Origin of the sequence: Acinetobacter sp. YH16056_T (assembly GCF_024605895.1) — a bacterium.
GTDB classification, from domain to species: Bacteria; Pseudomonadota; Gammaproteobacteria; order Pseudomonadales; family Moraxellaceae; genus Acinetobacter; species Acinetobacter amyesii.
Map to the genome: position 1 here is coordinate 2,415,095 of NZ_CP094545.1, position 19,658 is coordinate 2,434,752.

13 protein-coding genes and 1 pseudogene are annotated in these 19,658 nt (G+C 41.7%); 6 read left to right on the top strand and 8 right to left on the bottom strand.

Annotated features, from left to right (window positions below):
- The first annotated feature begins 91 nt into the window (after positions 1-91).
- Positions 92-1,642 carry a hypothetical protein gene (locus tag MST17_RS11905; protein WP_180026482.1) on the top strand — a complete coding sequence of 517 codons (1,551 nt, stop codon included), beginning with the start codon at positions 92-94 and terminating at the stop codon, positions 1,640-1,642.
- A 163-nt stretch (positions 1,643-1,805) separates the two neighbouring features.
- Here MST17_RS11905 and MST17_RS11910 read toward each other — a convergent pair whose 3' ends face one another.
- A complete protein-coding gene (locus MST17_RS11910) occupies positions 1,806-3,425 on the bottom strand; it encodes an inorganic phosphate transporter (RefSeq protein ID WP_180026505.1) in 1,620 nt (539 codons plus the stop codon).
- A gap of 479 nt (positions 3,426-3,904) precedes the next feature.
- On the opposite strand from MST17_RS11910, the gene metH reads away from it, so the two are divergent.
- Positions 3,905-7,594: a methionine synthase gene (gene metH / locus MST17_RS11915; protein ID WP_180026483.1), complete on the top strand. Its 3,690-nt coding sequence runs from the start codon at positions 3,905-3,907 to the stop codon at positions 7,592-7,594.
- A 117-nt stretch (positions 7,595-7,711) separates the two neighbouring features.
- Here the strand turns inward: metH and MST17_RS11920 are convergent, their stop codons facing one another.
- From MST17_RS11920 to MST17_RS17220, 3 genes and pseudogenes are all read right to left on the bottom strand, one after another.
- Complete coding sequence (locus MST17_RS11920; RefSeq protein WP_180026484.1) at positions 7,712-8,338, bottom strand: transglycosylase domain-containing protein; 627 nt, start codon at positions 8,336-8,338, stop codon at positions 7,712-7,714.
- Positions 8,335-8,940: a hypothetical protein gene (locus tag MST17_RS11925; RefSeq protein ID WP_180026485.1), complete on the bottom strand. Its 606-nt coding sequence runs from the start codon at positions 8,938-8,940 to the stop codon at positions 8,335-8,337. The genes MST17_RS11920 and MST17_RS11925 overlap by 4 nt, the downstream gene beginning before the upstream one ends.
- A 232-nt stretch (positions 8,941-9,172) precedes the next feature.
- Positions 9,173-9,540: pseudogene (locus tag MST17_RS17220) on the bottom strand (endonuclease domain-containing protein).
- A 291-nt stretch (positions 9,541-9,831) separates the two neighbouring features.
- Here MST17_RS17220 and dhaK point away from each other — a divergent pair.
- The 3 genes from dhaK (at position 9,832) to MST17_RS11945 (ending at position 14,250) form a co-directional block, all read left to right on the top strand.
- A complete protein-coding gene (dhaK, locus tag MST17_RS11935) occupies positions 9,832-11,562 on the top strand; it encodes a dihydroxyacetone kinase subunit DhaK (RefSeq protein ID WP_180026486.1) in 1,731 nt (576 codons plus the stop codon).
- Between the two features lie 222 nt (positions 11,563-11,784).
- A complete protein-coding gene (locus MST17_RS11940) occupies positions 11,785-12,462 on the top strand; it encodes a DUF421 domain-containing protein (RefSeq protein ID WP_180026487.1) in 678 nt (225 codons plus the stop codon).
- 600 nt (positions 12,463-13,062) lie between these two features.
- Entirely contained in the window at positions 13,063-14,250 is a 1,188-nt protein-coding gene (locus MST17_RS11945; RefSeq protein ID WP_180005262.1) for an ammonium transporter, read from the top strand.
- Between the two features lie 76 nt (positions 14,251-14,326).
- Here MST17_RS11945 and MST17_RS11950 read toward each other — a convergent pair whose 3' ends face one another.
- Positions 14,327-15,025: an HAD family hydrolase gene (locus MST17_RS11950; RefSeq protein ID WP_180026488.1), complete on the bottom strand. Its 699-nt coding sequence runs from the start codon at positions 15,023-15,025 to the stop codon at positions 14,327-14,329.
- A 172-nt stretch (positions 15,026-15,197) separates the two neighbouring features.
- Here MST17_RS11950 and MST17_RS11955 point away from each other — a divergent pair, with 172 nt between their 5' ends.
- Positions 15,198-15,905, top strand: coding sequence for a phosphatase PAP2 family protein (locus MST17_RS11955; protein ID WP_180005260.1), 708 nt, complete (start codon positions 15,198-15,200; stop codon positions 15,903-15,905).
- A 43-nt stretch (positions 15,906-15,948) separates the two neighbouring features.
- Here MST17_RS11955 and MST17_RS11960 read toward each other — a convergent pair whose 3' ends face one another.
- From MST17_RS11960 to MST17_RS11970, 3 genes are read right to left on the bottom strand one after another with little or no spacing between them, the layout of a single operon-like run.
- Positions 15,949-17,268, bottom strand: a complete 1,320-nt coding sequence (locus tag MST17_RS11960; RefSeq protein ID WP_180005259.1) for an ATP-binding protein — start codon at positions 17,266-17,268, stop codon at positions 15,949-15,951.
- Between the two features lie 19 nt (positions 17,269-17,287).
- Positions 17,288-17,956 (bottom strand): response regulator transcription factor, encoded by a 669-nt coding sequence (locus MST17_RS11965; RefSeq protein WP_078189962.1) that lies wholly within the window; start codon positions 17,954-17,956, stop codon positions 17,288-17,290.
- Positions 17,957-17,959: 3 nt separating this feature from the next.
- Positions 17,960-19,630: a phosphoethanolamine transferase gene (locus MST17_RS11970; RefSeq protein ID WP_180026489.1), complete on the bottom strand. Its 1,671-nt coding sequence runs from the start codon at positions 19,628-19,630 to the stop codon at positions 17,960-17,962.
- Between the last annotated feature and the right edge of the window lie 28 nt (positions 19,631-19,658).

The following is a 19,658-nucleotide window of genomic DNA, read 5'->3' on the forward strand; positions in this document are numbered from 1 at the left end:
ATCTGGCACTTTATGCCACCCTATTTTTTAATTTGGCATAGATAATGTATACATCTGTATATTAATGACAAAATTAGCTGAGATATTTTGCATGTCGAGTTCAACTGAAGGTCTTCAATTTCCCATTTCGGCTTCAAACCAAAAGCCGAGTACATCTAAAACTGGTCGTGAAATTATCGCTGAAGCCTTAGCTGCAGTTGACCATCACTCTTCTGTACGTGCAAAACAAGAAAAAAACTGGCGTAAAAAATATCCTGAATATTTTAAAGCCTTGGTTGAACAAGGGATTCAATCATCTGAAGCAGCGATCAACATTGCTGAGCAAGGTTTAAATAAAGCGCATCACGTCTTTGAGTTTTATCGTGATCAAGAAAAGCATACGCTCAAAGATGCAGTAGCTTTGACTGCACATCCGCTGCATACCGTGAAGTTAAAAGGTGAAAGTGACGCAGCGCCTGAGTGGTATGTGCCCTATCATGGCCAAAAACTGCAAGGTGAGGCTTTACTGGCTCAGATTCAAAAATGGCAAGATGCTGGCATTATTGAAGCAAGTCATGCCGACGCATTACGTGAAGCCATTGCACACCCAGAATGGTTCGATTTGTCAGATCGGACTATGGTGCTTTTTGGTGCTGCCTCCGAAGCTGGCCCTCTGACGTGGTTAGCAAAATGGAAAGCCAATATTGTGGCAATCGACCTCAATAATGAACGTGTTTGGGATCGAATCTTAAGCACGGTTCAGGCCGGTAATGCCACTTTATATGCACCAAGTCTCGACGCTGTGCATGAAGACACATCCATTCAAGAACTAAAACACAAATTGGGCGCCAATTTACTGACACACATTCCTGAAATTGCACAGTGGCTTGCACAAAGTGAACATCAACTTGATCTGGCTGCAATTGCCTATTTAGATGGTGAAAAGCATGTTCGTGTTGCAATGGCGATGGACAGCATCATGGCTTATGTCAGCCAGCAAAAAGCCGACACCAGCTTGATGTTTATGTGTACTCCGACCGATGTCTATGCGGTGCCAGAAGAGATTGTTACGGCAGCGCAAGCCAAATTCCAAAACCGTGCTTCTGCACAAAAGCTTTTGACGCAAAGCATTGCCAAAGTCACAGGTCAGCATTTCTTTAAGCAAAATAATGAGCAAACCACCACAGCAGACAATGGAAAATCCTATGGTATCGCTGACTGTTTGGTGGTGGAACAAGGTCCTAACTACGCACTTGCAAAACGTATTCAACAATGGCGCGCAACTGTCGCACGTCAAAATGGTCAGCGGGTTAGTATCAATATTGCGCCATCCACCACGACCCGCTCAGTGACGAAGAATCCATTATTAAAAGCCGCATTTAATGGTGCGAGTTTATTTGATGTGGAATCGTTTCAACCTGAAACCACCAATGCACTCATGGCGGCTTTATGGATTCATGACTTGAGAAACCCTCAATCGGTTGCTAACCCTGAAACAGCGCTGGATCATCCTTTAGAACTCATGATGCATGGTGCCAACCATGGTGGCTTATGGCGTGTGGCTTATTTGGCGCGTACCGCCTTACCTTTTGCGGCGCTGTATGGTTTTGCTGAAGATAAATTGCCCGTGAAAAAGGTATTGGGTCTGTTTAAAAAAGCATAATTGCATTGGTTTAAATCATTACTGAACTTTGCAAAGTTTCAACTTGCTAGTTTGATTGTTCTAATTCAGCTCAGTCACCCCATTCAAATCGGTGATGACTGAGATTGAGCCATAAAAAAACGCTGCCGAAGCAGCGTTTTTTTATATCTGGAATTTGAGTTGCTTAGAACACTTTCAAGAATAACCAGTACAAGCAACCTGATAGACAGATCGTTGCAGGTAAAGTAAAGACCCAAGCCGATAGAATGGTTTTCACTGTTGCAAAGTTCAGACCCGATTTATTCGCGACCATAGTACCTGCAACCGCAGAGTTAAGTACGTGTGTAGTCGATACTGGCATACCAAAACCATCTGCAGCAGCAATCGTTGACATAGCAACAAGCTCGGCAGACATACCCTGACCATAGGTCATGTGGTTTTTACCAATACGCTCACCTACAGTCACGACAATACGTTTCCAACCCACCATGGTTCCAAGACCCAGTGCCAATGCAACAGCGACTTTCACCCATGTTGGAATGTACTGTAAGAACGAATCTAAGTGACTACGATATTCCTTCACTGTCTTTTGTTCAGCTTCTGCCATTGCTGGTAGTTGTTCAGCTTTATCTAGACGTTTAAAAGCAGTAGTACTGAGGTACATGTCATTACGAATCGAAGATACTTCTTGTTCAGGAATATCTTTTAAGTCGCCATACTGCGCAACACGCTCACCTAAATGATCGGTCAAACTTGCCAAAGCTGGCACAACTTCTGGGCTGACTTCTTTGGTTTGAATGTATTTGGTGAGTACATCACGTGCTTGTGCATCAGGAATATCCTTATGCTCTGCGTAGATCGCAGTCGCAGTTTGAGCAGATAACTGATGGAAAGATTGAATATGTTGATTATCTAAGTTCTTATTCAATGAATAAGCCAATGGCACACATCCGATCAAAATCAGCATGATCAGACCCATACCTTTTTGACCATCATTTGAACCGTGCGCAAAACTTACACCTGTACAGGTAAAAATCAAAATTGCACGAATCAGTGGTGGTGGCGGCTTATTGCCTTCTGGTGGTTGAAACAGTTCAAGCTGTTTGCGGAAAATACGCTTCACCAACAAGAAAACGAGAGCCGCAAATGCAAAACCAATCAGTGGCGAGAACAATAACGCCTTACCGACTTTAAGCACCTGCTCCATATCTACACCGCTCGCACCACCGCCTGCATTTAACAGGTAGTTCATGATGCCAACGCCAAGAATAGAACCAATCAAAGTATGCGAACTAGACGCAGGGATGCCTAAGAACCAAGTTCCTAAATTCCACAAAATCGCTGCGATCAACATAGCGAAAACCATGGCAAAGCCAGCACCTGAACCGACATTCATAATCAATTCAACAGGTAACAAGGCAATAATGCCGTAAGCGACTGCACCACTGGCAACCATTACGCCTAGGAAGTTACAGAAACCCGCCCACATTACCGCAACCGGTGCTGACAAGGCGTTGGTATAAATCACTGTTGCTACTGCATTTGCAGTGTCATGGAAACCATTTACAAATTCAAAGCCAAGTGCGATGAATAAGGCTGTGCCCAATAAAATCATTGAATAAAGACTTAAAGGCGGAACATGCGCTAAATCGGCAGTCACCTGAAAACCAATATAAATCAACGTTGAAATAATCACCGTTAAAAATACCGGCATAAAGAATTTCGGTGTAGGCACATGAACATTCGTAGACTTTTGAGTAGTCGACGTGTGCGCTGAATCTACGGGAGTTTGTTTAGAATTCATGCAGGCAGGAATAGAGGATTTTAAAATCCCCATATTGTTCAATTTAATTATGACAATTATATGACAAAGCGGTGTCATATAAAGCAATTTTTCATGCTTTATTTGTTTTTTTAAAGTGTTAAAAACCGACTTTTATACTCTACTTTCATAAAGTAAATCAGTTGTTTAAGCTTCATATTCAAACTTTAATTTCTTTGAAACCCAATGTTTCAACTTATATTTCATCTGTCATCTTTTTTTTTCATATTGCATAGCCCTACTGTTTGTTTTTCAAGCTTGCCTGAGCAATATGACAAATTCATGAAGCTTTCCATACATTTATATGAAATTGGTATATGAAATTAACAAGTTGCAATATTGCTCATTAATTCAACAAGCTAATAATTGCGCGCTGTAAAGATGGTTGAATATCAATAAAACTGCAATGAATTCTGTTAATATATTTGCCGATTTTATATTCCATCGGATTGGGGTTATTTATGTCCACGCTTGCCACCCTAAAAGAGCTGCTCGCTCAACGGATTCTGATTATCGACGGTGCAATGGGCACCATGATTCAGCGTCATAAACTCGAAGAAGCTGACTACCGTGGTGAGCGTTTTGCAGATTGGGCATCTGACCTCAAAGGCAATAATGACCTATTGGTGTTGACTCAGCCGCAAATCATTCAAGGCATTCATGAAGCCTATCTCGATGCTGGTGCAGACATTATTGAAACCAACAGCTTTAACGGCACAAAAGTTTCAATGTCTGACTACCACATGGAAGATTTGGTATCAGAGATCAACCGTGAAGCAGCGCGTATTGCCAAAGCCGCTTGTGAAAAATACTCAACGCCTGAAAAACCGCGTTTTGTAGCAGGTGTGCTTGGCCCGACTTCACGTACTTGCTCGATCTCGCCAAATGTAAATGACCCTGCATTCCGTAACATTACTTTTGATGAGCTGAAAGAAAACTATATTGAAGCTGCACATGCCCTGATTGAAGGCGGTGCGGACATTCTGCTCATTGAAACCGTATTCGATACCTTAAACTGTAAAGCTGCCATTTTTGCAGTGAAAGAAGTGTTTAATCAGCTGGGCTATGAATTGCCATTGATGATTTCAGGCACCATTACCGATGCCTCTGGCCGAACTTTAACTGGCCAAACTGCTGAAGCGTTCTGGAACTCTGTGCGTCATGGTGATTTATTGTCGATTGGCTTTAACTGTGCCCTAGGTGCAGATGCCATGCGTCCGCATGTAAAAACCATTGCTGACGTTGCCGATACTTTTGTTTCGGCGCATCCGAACGCTGGCTTACCAAATGCCTTCGGCGGTTATGATGAAACCCCTGAACAAACTGCTGCCTTTATTAAAGAATTTGCAGAAAGTGGCTTGATTAACATCACTGGCGGCTGCTGCGGTACAACGCCGGATCACATCCGTGCTATTGCCAATGCCGTAAAAGACATTGCGCCGCGCCAAGTGCCAGAAACCAAACCCGCTTGCCGTCTCAGCGGTTTAGAGCCGTTCAACATTACAGAAGATTCGCTGTTTGTAAACGTCGGTGAACGTACCAACGTGACAGGTTCTAAAAAATTCCTACGTTTAATCCGTGAAGAAAACTTTGCCGAAGCTTTAGAAGTTGCACAGCAGCAAGTTGAAGCCGGTGCTCAGATTATCGACATCAACATGGATGAAGGCATGCTGGATTCAGAAGGCGCAATGGTGCACTTCCTGAATCTTGTAGCCTCTGAGCCTGAAATTTCACGTGTGCCTATCATGATTGACTCATCAAAATGGGAAATCATTGAGGCAGGCTTAAAATGTGTACAAGGTAAAGCGGTTGTAAACTCGATCTCCCTCAAAGAAGGCTATGACGAGTTTGTGCATAAAGCGCGTTTGTGCCGTCAGTATGGCGCTGCCGTGATTGTGATGGCCTTTGATGAACAAGGTCAGGCAGATACTGCTGCACGTAAAAAAGAAATCTGTAAACGCTCTTATGATGTATTGGTGAATGAAGTGGGCTTCCCTGCTGAAGACATCATTTTTGACCCGAACGTGTTTGCAGTGGCAACAGGTATCGAAGAACACAACAACTATGCTGTGGACTTTATTGAAGCAACAGGCTGGATCAAGCAAAACTTACCACATGCGATGATTTCAGGCGGTGTGTCTAACGTATCGTTCTCCTTCCGTGGTAATGAACCTGTACGTGAAGCGATTCACTCTGTGTTCTTGTACCATGCCATCAAGCAAGGCATGACCATGGGTATTGTCAACGCTGGTCAAATGGCGATTTATGATGATATTGATGCTGAACTGAAAGCTGCGGTTGAAGATGTGATCTTGAACCAAAACCAAGGTGAAAGCCATCAAGAAGCTACAGAAAAGCTGCTTGAAGTTGCTGAAAAATACCGTGGTCAAGGTGCTGCGCAAAAACAAGTGGAAAACTTGGAATGGCGTGAGCTTCCCGTAGAAAAGCGCCTTGAGCATGCTTTAGTGAAAGGTATCACCACCTTTATTGATGAAGATACTGAAGAAGCACGTCTGAAAGCTAAACGTCCACTCGATGTGATTGAAGGTCCGCTGATGGACGGCATGAATGTGGTAGGTGATTTGTTCGGTTCAGGCAAAATGTTCCTGCCGCAAGTGGTGAAATCTGCACGTGTCATGAAACAGGCTGTAGCTTGGCTGAATCCGTTCATTGAAGCGGAAAAAACAGCTGGCCAATCTAAGGGTAAAGTCCTGATGGCGACTGTTAAGGGCGATGTGCATGACATCGGTAAAAATATCGTAGGTGTGGTGTTAGGCTGTAACGGCTATGACATCATCGACCTTGGCGTGATGGTGCCTTGCGAGAAGATTTTACAAACTGCGATTGATGAGAAAGTCGACATTATTGGTCTATCTGGCCTGATTACGCCGTCACTGGATGAAATGGTTTTTGTTGCGAAAGAAATGCAGCGCAAAGGCTTTAATGTTCCATTGATGATTGGCGGTGCAACCACTTCTAAAGCACATACGGCAGTGAAAATTGATCCGCAATATTCAAATGATGCAGTCATTTATGTTGCCGATGCTTCACGAGCTGTGGGTGTAGCAACAACTTTACTTTCTAAAGAAATGAAGCCTAAATTTGTTGAAGACACACGTGCTGAATATGAAAAAGTCCGTGAGCGTATTGCCAATAAACAGCCGAAAGCAGCGAAACTGACGTATGCTGAATCGGTTGAAAATGGCTTAAAAATTGACTTTGCAGCCAATGCACCTGTGAAGCCAAACTTTATTGGTACGCAAACGCTGACCAATTATCCATTGGAAACATTAGTTGAATACTTTGACTGGACACCGTTCTTCATTTCTTGGAGTTTGGCAGGTAAATTCCCTGCTATCTTAACTGATGAAGTTGTAGGTGAAGCAGCAACTGACTTGTATGAACAAGCACAGACCATGCTAAAAGACATCATCGACAACAAACGTTTTGATGCTCGTGCTGTGTTTGGTATTTACCCTGCAAACCGTTCAGCAGCGGATTCGGTTGAAGTGTATAGCGAAGATGGTCAATCGGTTACGCATACCTTCCATCACATTCGTCAACAGTCTGATAAAGTGACAGGTAAACCAAACTTGTCATTAGCGGACTTTATTGCGCCTAAAGGTGTCGCAGAAGACTACTTGGGCGGTTTCACTGTATCGATCTTTGGTGCAGAAGAAATGGCCAATGAGTACAAAGCTAAAGGCGATGACTACTCTGCAATTCTTGCGCAATCTTTAGGTGACCGTTTTGCGGAAGCGTTTGCGGAGCATTTGCATGAGCGCATTCGTAAAGAGTTCTGGGGCAACCAAGCTTCTGAAACCTTAAGCAATGAAGAATTGATTAAAGAGAAGTATATAGGCATCCGTCCTGCGCCGGGCTACCCTGCTTGCCCTGAGCATTCTGAAAAAGCGCCATTGTTTGATTGGTTAGGTTCTACCGATAAAATTGGTACGCAATTGACTTCTAGCTTTGCAATGTGGCCGCCTTCATCTGTCAGCGGTTTTTACTATGCAAACCCTGAAAGCCAATACTTTAACGTGGGTAAAATCGCAGGCGATCAGCTTGAGGATTATGCAAAGCGTAAAGGCTGGACTTTGGATGAAGCGAAGCGTTGGTTAGCACCGAATTTGGATGATTCGGTTCAATAATTTGCATTAATAAAAGCTCTCACAGTGAGGGCTTTTATTTTTTAATCCCCCTAAATCCCCCTTTTTCAAAGGGGGACTTTCGCGTATCAATTTAATTACGTGACAGCTCCTCCCTTTTTAAAGGGAGGCTGGGAGGGATTTTTTAGCCAATTTACAAGAAATATTAGTAACTCTTATTTTCATTTTAAATAACCATAAACCTTTATGTTTTAATGGTTCGGGATATTTTAGTCTAGCAACTATTTCTATCTTTTCGATAGTGCTCAACTGTGAATATTTTTTATGTTCTCTTCTTAAATATTTATCTATTCCATTCAATCCTGAACCCAAAAATGCAATTTTAAGATAGGCAGTTGCTATGTGTTTATGACTATATTTTCTACAAATTAAAATAGACAATAATTGTTCACGAAATTTTCTAATCCATGTTCGCTCATACCTTTCAGTAATTACTCTGACATATTGTTGAGCCACTGTACTTGCTCCTTGAAATTCATTTTTAAACTTTGTGCAGTAAATAGCACGAAGCATTGCATAATGATCTATTCCAAAATGCATTGAAAATCTATGGTCTTCAGCAAGGAATAAAATATTGAGTGTTTCATCATCTACGAACTGATAAATACTATCTAAATGAACTTCACATTTCTTGAAATCAGAATTTATTTCATCAAAGTTTAGAATTTGAAATAACTTAGCTACAAAATAAAATGGAATGGTTGCTAAGAAATAAAGTGCCCTCATACTTTACCTTTGATTTCAGCAATAGATTGGGGAAATGGTTCTTTAGATAACCAAACTTTTCCTTTTTGATCAGCAACCATTGAATAAAAATCACCTTCAAACTTAGTTGCTTTACGATCACTAAAAAAGATGAAATTTTTCCTTAATTCAAATCTGCAATAAATTGTTGATTGTCTCCGCTCTCCATATTCAGTTGCATGTAAAGTTAATATATCTGGACCAAAAATATTTTTTTGAATTGACCCTTCTATTTGTGCTCTAGCACGATGTTTACCAGTATATTTAAGGACATGTCGGCTATGCGTAAAACGTTTTCCATAAGTAGAATCTTCATAAATTTTTTCAGAGGCTCCTCGAATATTATTCCCCTCTAATCTCAAAAATAAATTATGTTGTAATTCCATATTTTCATAGGGTCTATATGCTGTTTTCTCAGTTTTAGATCTCAAATACCATTTTCCTGAAAAGTCTGGTATTCCTAAAACCCGTTCTCTAACCCAGAAGAAAAGACCAGCAATAATGATTGCTGCAAAAACTGCTTCTAATACATCCCCACATGCAAAATCCTTAATTAATACATCCAAAAGTTCAATTTCACTCATTTTTAAGATTTTTATAAAGAAATTGATTCATTTTATATAAAACATAAAGTCTTTTAAAGGAAAAACTCTATAAAAAACAATCAACTTATCTAGAAAACCATGAGATTAATTACCTTTATATTTCTATTTTTTCTTATAATCCCTCCTAATCTCCCTTTGAAAAAGGGAGGAACTACGCGAATCCACAATGGCAATCAAATTCGTGTGAAGTCCCTCTTTCTTAAAGAGGGATTTAGGGAGATTCTTTCAGACAATACCGATAAATCACTTCCACCACATCATCAATCTGCGCCATTACCTGCCCATTATCAAACCTCGGCACTTTTAGCCCAAGCTGAGCCAAAGCTTCATCTCGAATTCGATCTGCCTCTAATTCTTCAGGCGAAAAGTGCTGACTACCATCGCACTAAAGCCTACATTCAAGCCCTCACCCCAGCCCTCTCCCAAAGGGAGAGGGAGCACCATCTAATTTAATAATCAGGTTAATTCAATAGTGAAAGTTCCCTCTCCTCTCAGGAGAGGGTTAGGGAGAGGTAAATCAGTCATGTTATTGCGTAAATCACGCGAGGCTTGTTTTAAATTTTTATTGTAGGGTTTCATTTTATTCTTCTATTTTAATATTTTTAATCCCTCCTAACCTCCCTTTAAAAAAGGGAGGGACTATCACGTAATTCATTTAATCACATGAAAAAGTCCCCCTTTGTAAAAGGTGAGAAGCGTAGCTTCGCAAGAGAGGGATTCTATCGAAGAATATATACAACTGAGACGTCAATTTTCCACCACACTCATCGATCAACTGCCCTTTTTTACACTTTTATGTCAGACACCACGCCAATTTCCTTATAATAATCACTTTAGATCTCCCCAAATTCATAACCCATTGGTGCATTAATGAAAAAACTCATGAACGGTGCAGAAAACATCGTAATTGAAATGTGCAAAGGCTTTGTTCTTGCGCATCCTGAACTCGCATTTAACGAGTCACACAAAATCATTTCACGCAAAGAAAAGCACAACAACGTGGCATTGATCAGTGGTGGTGGTAGCGGTCATGAACCTGCCCATGCAGGCTTTGTCGGCACAGGCATGTTAGACGCTGCTGTGTGCGGAGACGTATTTGCATCTCCGTCGCAAATTCAGGTTTATAAAGCCTTACAGCAAGTCGCAACTGACAAAGGCGTGCTGATGATCATCAAAAACTATTCTGGCGATATGATGAATTTCCAGAATGGCGCAGCCCTTGCGACTGAAGACGGCATTAAAGTTGACTATGTAAAAGTGGCAGATGACATTGCGGTTAAAGACAGCCTATATACAGTCGGTCGTCGTGGTGTTGCAGGCACAGTATTTGTACATAAGATTGCAGGCGCAGCAGCATCAAAAGGCTTAGAACTTGCAGACGTAAAAGCGATTGCTCAAAAAGCTGCAGACAACGTCATTAGCCTTGGTTTTGCTTATAGCTCATGTACTGTTCCAGCCAAAGGCACGCCAACGTTTACTTTGACTGATGACGAAATGGAATATGGCGTCGGCATTCACGGTGAACCCGGCATCCGTCGTGAAAAAATATTGCCTTCTAAAAAAATGGCACAGCGCATCGTGGATGATTTATTCCTCGACCGTCCAGACATGAAAGAAGTTGCAGTCTTGGTCAATGGCTTTGGTAGCACACCGCTGCAAGAGTTGTATGTCTTTAACCATGATGTATGCGAACACCTTGCACGTAAAGGCATCAAAATTTACCGCACATTTGTCGGCAACTACATGACCAGTATCGACATGAATGGTGCATCTGTGTCCTTGCTTGCTGTCGATGATGAATTGAAAACCTACCTCGATGCAGCAGCCAATACCCCTGCATTTAAAATGGATGGTTCAGCAGCACAGCCTTTAACTTTTGTGTCCAAAGATTCTTCAGCCGAAGCTGTAGTAAACACCCAAGTTGAAACACAGCCTGAACATGCGGTGATTAGCAATGAGCAATTCACCATCGAAAACATGCGCTATGTGGTGGATGTGATGTCTGCCTGTATCATTAGAAATGAAGTGCCATTCTGTGAGCTGGACGCGCATGCTGGTGACGGCGACTTCGGTATGAGCGTGGCGAAAGGCTTTAAGCAATTAAAACGTGAATGGCAAAGTCTGATTCAAGCGCAGCAGATGGATGAATTCATGCTGAACTGCTCAATGATCATTATGGAACATTGTGGTGGCGCGTCTGGCCCAATCTGGGGTTCAGCATTCCGTGCGGCAGCGAAATCAATTCAAGGCAAATCAGTTTTAACTGTCGCTGATTTTGCCGAGATGCTGCAAGCAGCGGTCAAAGGCATTCAAACTACAGGTGAGCGTTCATTTGGACGCGGCGCAGTGGTGGGTGATAAAACCCTGATTGATGCACTTGTACCATGCGCAGATTCTTGGTCTGCCCATACCGATAAATCCTTTAAAGAAAACTTTGTACTTGGTGCAAAAGCGGCGGTTCAAGGCGCTGAAAAGACCAAAGAAATCGTAGCGCGTATGGGACGTGCGGGAACTGTAGGCGACCGTAGTCTTGGCTATCCAGATGCTGGCGCACATGGTTTAGGTGTAATCTTTACGGATATTGCAGAACATATTAAATAACTGAGCATCTTTAAAAATTGCCAGACCACATCAAAAGCATCGATTCGTCGGTGCTTTTTTATGACTATTTTAAAGCACTTTTTTTATCAAATATCTCATGCATACAATACCCTTAGCATGAAATCCATTTTCAAATAATGCTTAAAAATTAACACAATTGAGCTGCTTTATCGCCCAGCGCTTTGCTAAGTTAAAACACATAACGATTAAAAAGGATGAGACATGGATATCACTCAAATTTTCATCCATGACACGACATGGAGCTTTGCTGCTGAAGTTATCTTACGCAGCATCATTATGTTCGTTTTAATTATCGTTTTTTTACGCCTTACAGGGAAACGTGGCGTTCGTCAGTTGTCTATTTTTGAGGTCGCGATCTTACTCGCTTTAGGCTCAATTGCTGGCGATCCGATGTTTGATGAGGAACTCCCCATCTTACAAGCTCTCATCGTGATGACGGTGGTGATTGGTTTATACCGCGTAATCACTTGGCTAATGATGAAATACCAACCCTTTGAAGATTTAATTGAAGGCAAAGCCCTCTACATTGTGGAAGATGGTGAATTGGTTTTAGAAAAGATTAAACAAGGTAAAATGTCACATGATGAATTCTTCTCTGAAATGCGTCAGCAAAATGTTGAGCATCTAGGACAAGTTCGAGTTGGTTTATTAGAAAGTGATGGCAAGTTTAGTATTCTGTTTTACCCACCTGAACAAGTGCGTTATGGACTGCCACTATTTCCGAAACCCTATAAAGCGGTTCGAGATATCAAAATGCATCAGCTGTATGCCTGTACGCACTGTGGCAAAACCATGTACATTCACGGTGCTCAGGATACCTGCCCGCGCTGCGGATGTTGTGGCTGGGCTGAAGCGATTAATACACAGCGTTTAGCTTAAGCATTCAAGGCTTAAACTTAAAATTCTGTGCCTCTTCAATTAAACACGTCATCAAATACAGTCAGCCCCAACGACCATCACCTCAAACCCACCCTTCAATGTTTTATTCGCCATCTAAAAGTGCAGCAGCAGAGATTTCATGGGTTAATATCTGTGCATCATTTCAATTCAGGCAAGACATCAAGCTTTCATCTTTTAAAGACCCCAAGATGCTCAGACAGACTCCCAAAAATGTATCATTCGTCAATTTTCAGTTTCATTCTCGCGCTAACATCTATCAATCAGATAAAAATACAAAATAATGAATTGCCCTGAATTAACTCAGAAATGGCGCTATTTGTTTTTCATTTTTTAAACAGATTCAAAAAACATAGTTTTTCACTTAATAATCATTCATTTAATTTTGTCATTGCAAATCACCATTGCACTATTTTAGTGCATTGTTGTCATACTCATGCAAGTCTTTGCTTTATATCGAGTCTTCTACATTTTTTAGTTTTTTTAATCAAAATTTCCCTCTCTCACTCCTCTTTTCGAAATTATTCCGCTCGATATACTGAACTTCTTTTCGTGAACTAGCGCACTAAACTGGAACACCTTATGCAAAATATAGATCTCCTCTTTCTCCTTCTTGGTGCAGTCTTGGTTCTTGCCATGCATGCTGGCTTTGCATTTTTAGAATTAGGTACAGTACGACATAAAAATCAGGTCAATGCGCTGAGTAAAATTTTGACTGACTTTTCTATTTCCGCAATTGCATACTTTTTTGTGGGTTATTACATCTCTTATGGTCAGCATTTTTTCCATATTGGGGACACTTTAGCAGCCGATCATGGCTACAACTTAATGCGTTGTTTCTTCCTGCTGACTTTTGCCGCAGCCATTCCAGCGATTATTTCTGGTGGTATTGCTGAACGTGCAAAAATGCGGACTCAAGCGATTGCCACATTATTATTGGTCGCTTTGGTCTATCCATTTTTTGAAGGCATGGCGTGGAATGGTAATTTTGGGCTACAAGCATGGTTAGAACGCACATTTGGCGCAGCCTTTCATGACTTTGCAGGTTCGGTCGTGGTACATGCGATGGGCGGTTGGATCGCTTTAGTTGCAGTACTTTTACTTGGCGCACGTCATGGACGCTATAAAAAAGACGGTCGTATCAGTGCGCACCCGCCTTCAAGTATTCCATTCCTTGCCTTGGGCTCTTGGATTTTAATCGTCGGCTGGTTTGGCTTTAACGTGATGAGTGCGCAACGTTTGGATGCCATTTCAGGACTGGTTGCGATTAACTCTCTCATGGCAATGGTGGGCGGTACGCTTGCAGCAAACTTTATGGGTAAAAATGACCCCGGTTTCTTACATAACGGTCCCTTAGCAGGTTTGGTAGCGATCTGTGCAGGCTCAGATGTAGTTCATCCTGTCGGTGCGTTGATTATCGGCGCTATCGCAGGTCTGATCTTTGTCAAACTATTTACATACACTCAAAACAAACTCAAAGTCGATGATGTACTTGGCGTATGGCCACTACATGGTGTCTGTGGTGCTTTCGGTGGTATTGCAGTGGGTGTATTTGGACAAAAATGGTTGGGCGGTTTAGGCGGTATTTCAATGATCTCTCAATGTATCGGTACGCTGCTCGCGATCGTGATTGCATTGGCTGGTGGTTTTATCGTTTATGGTCTACTCAAAGTAACGATGGGCATTCGCCTAGATCAAGAAGAAGAATTCCGTGGTGCAGACTTAAGTATTCACCGTATTTCGGCAAACTCTGAAGAAAACATGTTTTAAACAGCATAATCTAAAGTGGCATTTATGCCGCTTTTTTAACCCTGAAATGCACTCAAAGCTCTATTTTTAGAAATCCTTATTTTAGAAAATCTAAGACCTGATCCAAATGCTGAATTTTATTCGGAATGCTGTGCTGTTGTTCTGCACTTAAAGTATGAAAGCCTTCAAGCAATACGGCAGACATCCCTGCTTGGCTCGCACCATAAATATCATTGACAGGATGATCACCAATAAATAAACACTCGGTTTCCGTCACGCCCAACTCACGACAACTGTACTGAAATATTTCAACTTTGGGCTTACTGATGCGTGCACTTTCCGAGCTGATGATCTGATCAAAATACGATGCAAAACCCAGTCCATTTAAAATATTCAGGCGTGTGGCATGTCCACCATTCGACACCACCGCCAATTTATACTGCTGTTGTTTTAGTTGCTGCAGCAAGCTCAATGCTCCTGGCATCGCCACAGCAAACTGACCAAAGTGCTGAAACCAAAATTGTGTGAGTTCATCAAAATCAGGGCGTTGTATCCAATCCAGCTCCGTTTGTAGAGCATAAGCGACAGATGCCCCAATACTCGGATGAGTAAGGAGTTCTTTTTTCGGATATCCCCCATTATCTATACGGTTAATAATACGTTTAATCTGTACAAGGTCTACCTCCGCCAACGTCGACTGATAAGACTCGGCTAAATACTGCGTATAGGCCTGAACGCTGTGATCTCGGTGAGTCAAGGTATTATCTAAATCAAAAAGGACTGCACGTATGCTCATAAATCTTCATTACTGAGTTTTCAAAAACTTTAACACAATGCCCGTTCTGCTTTATGCACCTTCTTCGCTATCGATATCAATACAGTTCAAATAGCCGATTAAGTCTGATTTAAGTTTTGTGGTTTCAAATAGCAGCATTCAAACAAAATAATTTCAGCACATCACACGACTTATGCTCTCGAACCGTACCTTTTTATTGCGACAAGCCCTGCTGCTCACACTCAGTTTGGTTGGCCTCCTTTATGTTTTTCCCGTCGGCGGTTCGCTCGACCAAGCTTTTATTCAGCCTTGGGTCGACCTACATGGTGGTTTTCCTCATCGTAATGATTGGGCACTTGCGGTGCTGAACCATCGCTATATCAAGAATATTGTCATAGGCGTTTATGTTCTCTATATCGCAGCGTGGATATGCAGTTTTAAATATCCGCATCTGAAAGCACGTAAGTTTGAATTTGGCTATTTTATCGTGGTGGCTCTACTCAGCACGGCAATTATTGGTTTACTCAAATCACAATCTGCACATGCCTGCCCTTGGAATATGACCGTCGCCACAGCCCATGGCTTTTCTTGGGATTTTTCAGCACGCCAAGGACACTGCTTCCCCGGTGGCCATGCTGCGACTGGTTTTGCCCTAATCACGGGCTATTTTGTTTATCGAATACATCGACCTGCCCGTGCCTATTTCTTTTTATCTGCTGGGCTGATTTTAGGCTTTGCTTTTGGCTGGGCGCAAATGATGCGGGGTGCACATTTTCTGAGTCATAACCTTTGGACAGCATGGATCATTTGGGCATTTAATTGTGTCATGTATGTGTTGTTTTCTCGCCATTTCAATGCATCAACTACTCAGCAAAAGAGCAAAGCATTTACATGGATCTAATTAAATCCCTGAATTGACCTTGATTTGAAAATGATTGAGTCACTCATGATTCACTCAATGGGATCTGTAAACTCACATTCAGACCACCCAATGTTTCACTTTTAGAAAACTCCAATTCCGCACCGATATGTTTTGCGGCTTTATCTACAATTGCCAGCCCTAAACCACTTCCAATTTCTTCATGATTATAAATTCGATAAAAGCGTTTTCGAATTTGCTCATATAAAGCTGGGTCGATGCCAGGCCCACTATCTTCAACCTGTACAACCGCCTGCCCCGCATGTTCAAAGACGGAGACATTAATCATGCCCTGTGCAGGGGTATATTTAATGGCATTATCAATCAAATTAAAAATGATTGAATGTACCGTTGGCTCAAGACTATATAAGGCAATGCTTTGTTGTTGCTCCATGCCAAGGTCAATATCTTTTTGCATAGCCAAATGTACCAGTTGCTCCACGCAATTGGTTGCGACTTGCTTAAGATCAAAATGTTGTTTGCGCTCAAGTTCAAAGACCGAGGCGTCTTGTTTTGCCAAACTCAATAATTGACTGACCAAATGCTGAATACGAATTAAACCTTTACTCAAATTTTGTAGAGCGTCATCTTGTGGAAATTTTTGTAGCAAAATCTGCATTTGCAAATTCAGTGCGGTAATCGGGGTCCGTAACTCATGCGCTGCGTCAGCAATAAACTGGCGCTGTTCCTGCTGCGACAACGAAATTCGTTCAAACAACTGGTTCATTTCAATGATAGTCGGTGCAATTTCCTCTGGATACGGCATTTGAGAGATTGGAGAAAGTTCAAAGGCATCCCTTTTTGCCAGTTCTTTTTTAAATTTTTCCAGTGGGTTTAAGCTGCGTTGAATCAACCATCCCAAAGCGATTAATGCAAAAGGTATAAAAACCAAATAGGGAATAAACATACTACTGGCCAATTCTGCTGCAAGATGCTGCCGAACCGACTCTTGCTGACTGACCTGAATTTGCCGATCTGTGAGTGGCAAAATATAGGTATGCCACTCATCCTGTTGGGTACTGTGGGTATAAAAACCGGCTTTGGGCTGAGGCGCGACCAATAATTTTAATTGATGGGTTTGATGTGCATTGGATTGATAGGTCCACACATCAACAAATAAATCTTCTTCGTGATAATGCTTATGTTGATCAAATTCACTGCGAATGGGCTGCGGATCATGCTCTGCAACACGTTCCGCCAAATTTTGCATTTGCGCATCTAAAATTTCATTAATTTCTTCAAGCGCAATTCGATATGCTGAAAACACCAAAAGACAGCCCAAAAGCATACTGAAAACAGACACATAAATAATTAGTCTCTTTTTCAGAGAATAAGGCTGGTGCATGGTTGATAATTCCTTTGCCTTAACCGAGTCGATAACCTAAACCACGAATGGTGCGAATAAAATCTTTGTCTAATTTTGTTCTGAGATGATGCACATACACTTCTATGGTATTACTACTGATATCACTATCAAAATCGTAAAGCTTATCTTCTAAATTGGCTTTCGAAAAAATCTTATTCGGATGCGTCACCAGTGGAATCAATATGGCCCATTCACGGTTAGATAAATCAACATATTGCCCCTTATAGCGTGCAAGATGCTGTTCGATATCTAAAATCAATTCACCATGTTTTAAAATTTTCTGTGGTGCTTCGACTGAACTCAGCCCTGTGCGTCGAAGGAGAGCATGAATCCGTGCAAGTAATTCATCAAACTCATAAGGTTTAATTAGATAGTCATCTGCCCCATGGTTTAATCCATCTACACGATTTTGTAATTGATCACGTGCGGAGATGATTAATACCGGCAATTTGGGCTGCATTTGACGAATTTGTTTCAGGACTTGCATACCATCCATCATCGGTAAACCCAGATCCAGCAAGACGATATCAATTCCCCCTTGCATTATGAGCTTTAAGCCATCGATACCATTATTCACCCACTCGACTTCAAACTGTTGATAGTTCAACAAGGTTTTAGTCGATTCGGCAATCATGAAATCATCTTCAATAATAAGTATTTTGTGCATGGCTTAAGTCCTGCGCTGTACTGAACTACATTGTTGCAACATATTGTTTTTTTCATCAATCACTTGAGTCTGCACATCGAGCAAACTCAATAGCGATGGAAATAGATTATCCTGACTTAATTTTTGGCTTTTTTGTGCCATTAAACAAGTATATTGCGCTGAATTATTTTTTTGCCACGCCGGTGAAAACCACATCAACATCGGTACATGGGTTTGCTGTGACGGTGCAATTGCGTATGGAGAACCGTGTAAATACAAACCATGCTCACCTGTCGACTCGCCATGATCGGACAAATACCACAGTCCTGTTTGATAGTTGTCAGTCACTTTTAAAGTGTTAATCAATTTACTCAGTACATGGTCGGTATAGACAATACTGTTGTCATAACTATTTATTAATTCCGTCGAGCTACATCCCTGTATGGCATTGCTATTACAGGTTGGCTTAAATTTTTGAAACGCTGTGGTACTTCGTTTGAAATAGGCAGGGCCATGACTGCCCATTTGGTGTAATACAATTAAACGAGGTGTCTGATCTGCTTTGGGAATCGAAGCCAAATATGCCTTCAAACCATCCACTAAGATTTCATCATGACATTCGCCATCGGCATCACACCACTTTTTATTCAATGCTTCAGGAAATTCATATTTTTCAACACGTGTGCATGTACCCTTACAGCCTGAATTATTATCTAGCCACGTCACCTTATAGCCTGCACGCTGTGCAATATCGAGTAAACCTTCGCGATGACTTGCAAGCTGTTCGTCATATTCGGTTCTCGGCATGCCCGAGAACATACAAGGAACAGACACAGCGGTTGCGGTGCCACATGAACTGACTTGGCTAAAATTGATAATATTTTGCTGACTGAGTTCAGGATTGGTATTTTTAGCATAGCCATTGAGTGAAAAACTTTCCGCGCGCGCAGTTTCACCAACCACTAAGACCATCAATTTTGGTAAGCTTTTGGCGCTTACGTTTTCAACCATATGTGCATCTTCACCATAGATCAGCAATGGCAAATCCTGTTTCGGTGCTTTTTTGTGATAATAGGAAAATGTCGAAGCGATACTGTTTTGTGGTGAGAGCATGCCTTTTAAGTCACGATGCTCACGAAAGATCGCAGCATAATCGACAAAATAAACAAACAGCAAAGCACCCATGAGGATGAGCGACAGCACTATATGTAAACCTTTTTTGGCTACCACCGTGCTTAGGGCCTCTTTATGCAGTGGCAAAAGCCAGATCAAAAGCACTGGCAAAATAACCAGTCCAAAGACCCAGATAAAAAATTGTGGCGAGATTAAATCCTGCACTTCCTTTACATCTGTTTGCATCATGTTCTGCACTTGGTCAGATGTAATGGTCACGCCTAAACTATTGACAAAATAGGCACTCAAGCCACCAATGATCAGCAAAACACTCGCCAAAAGTTTTGAATTCCATCGCCATTGCAGTAGTTGCATCAGCACATTATAAAGTGCCACCACCACCAGTACGGTTGCCGCTAAAAATAGTCCGGCCTTCAGCCCCGTATAAGGCGTGAGCTGCTGGATTTGCTGATAAAACGCGAGGTTCAAAACCACCCCAAGCCATAAGGCAAGCACGAGGTTAAATTGACTTAAACTAAGTCTTGGAATTTTTTGCTGTATTTTAGCTATGACCTGAAGCATATTGGCATCAATTATTGATCTTTGATGC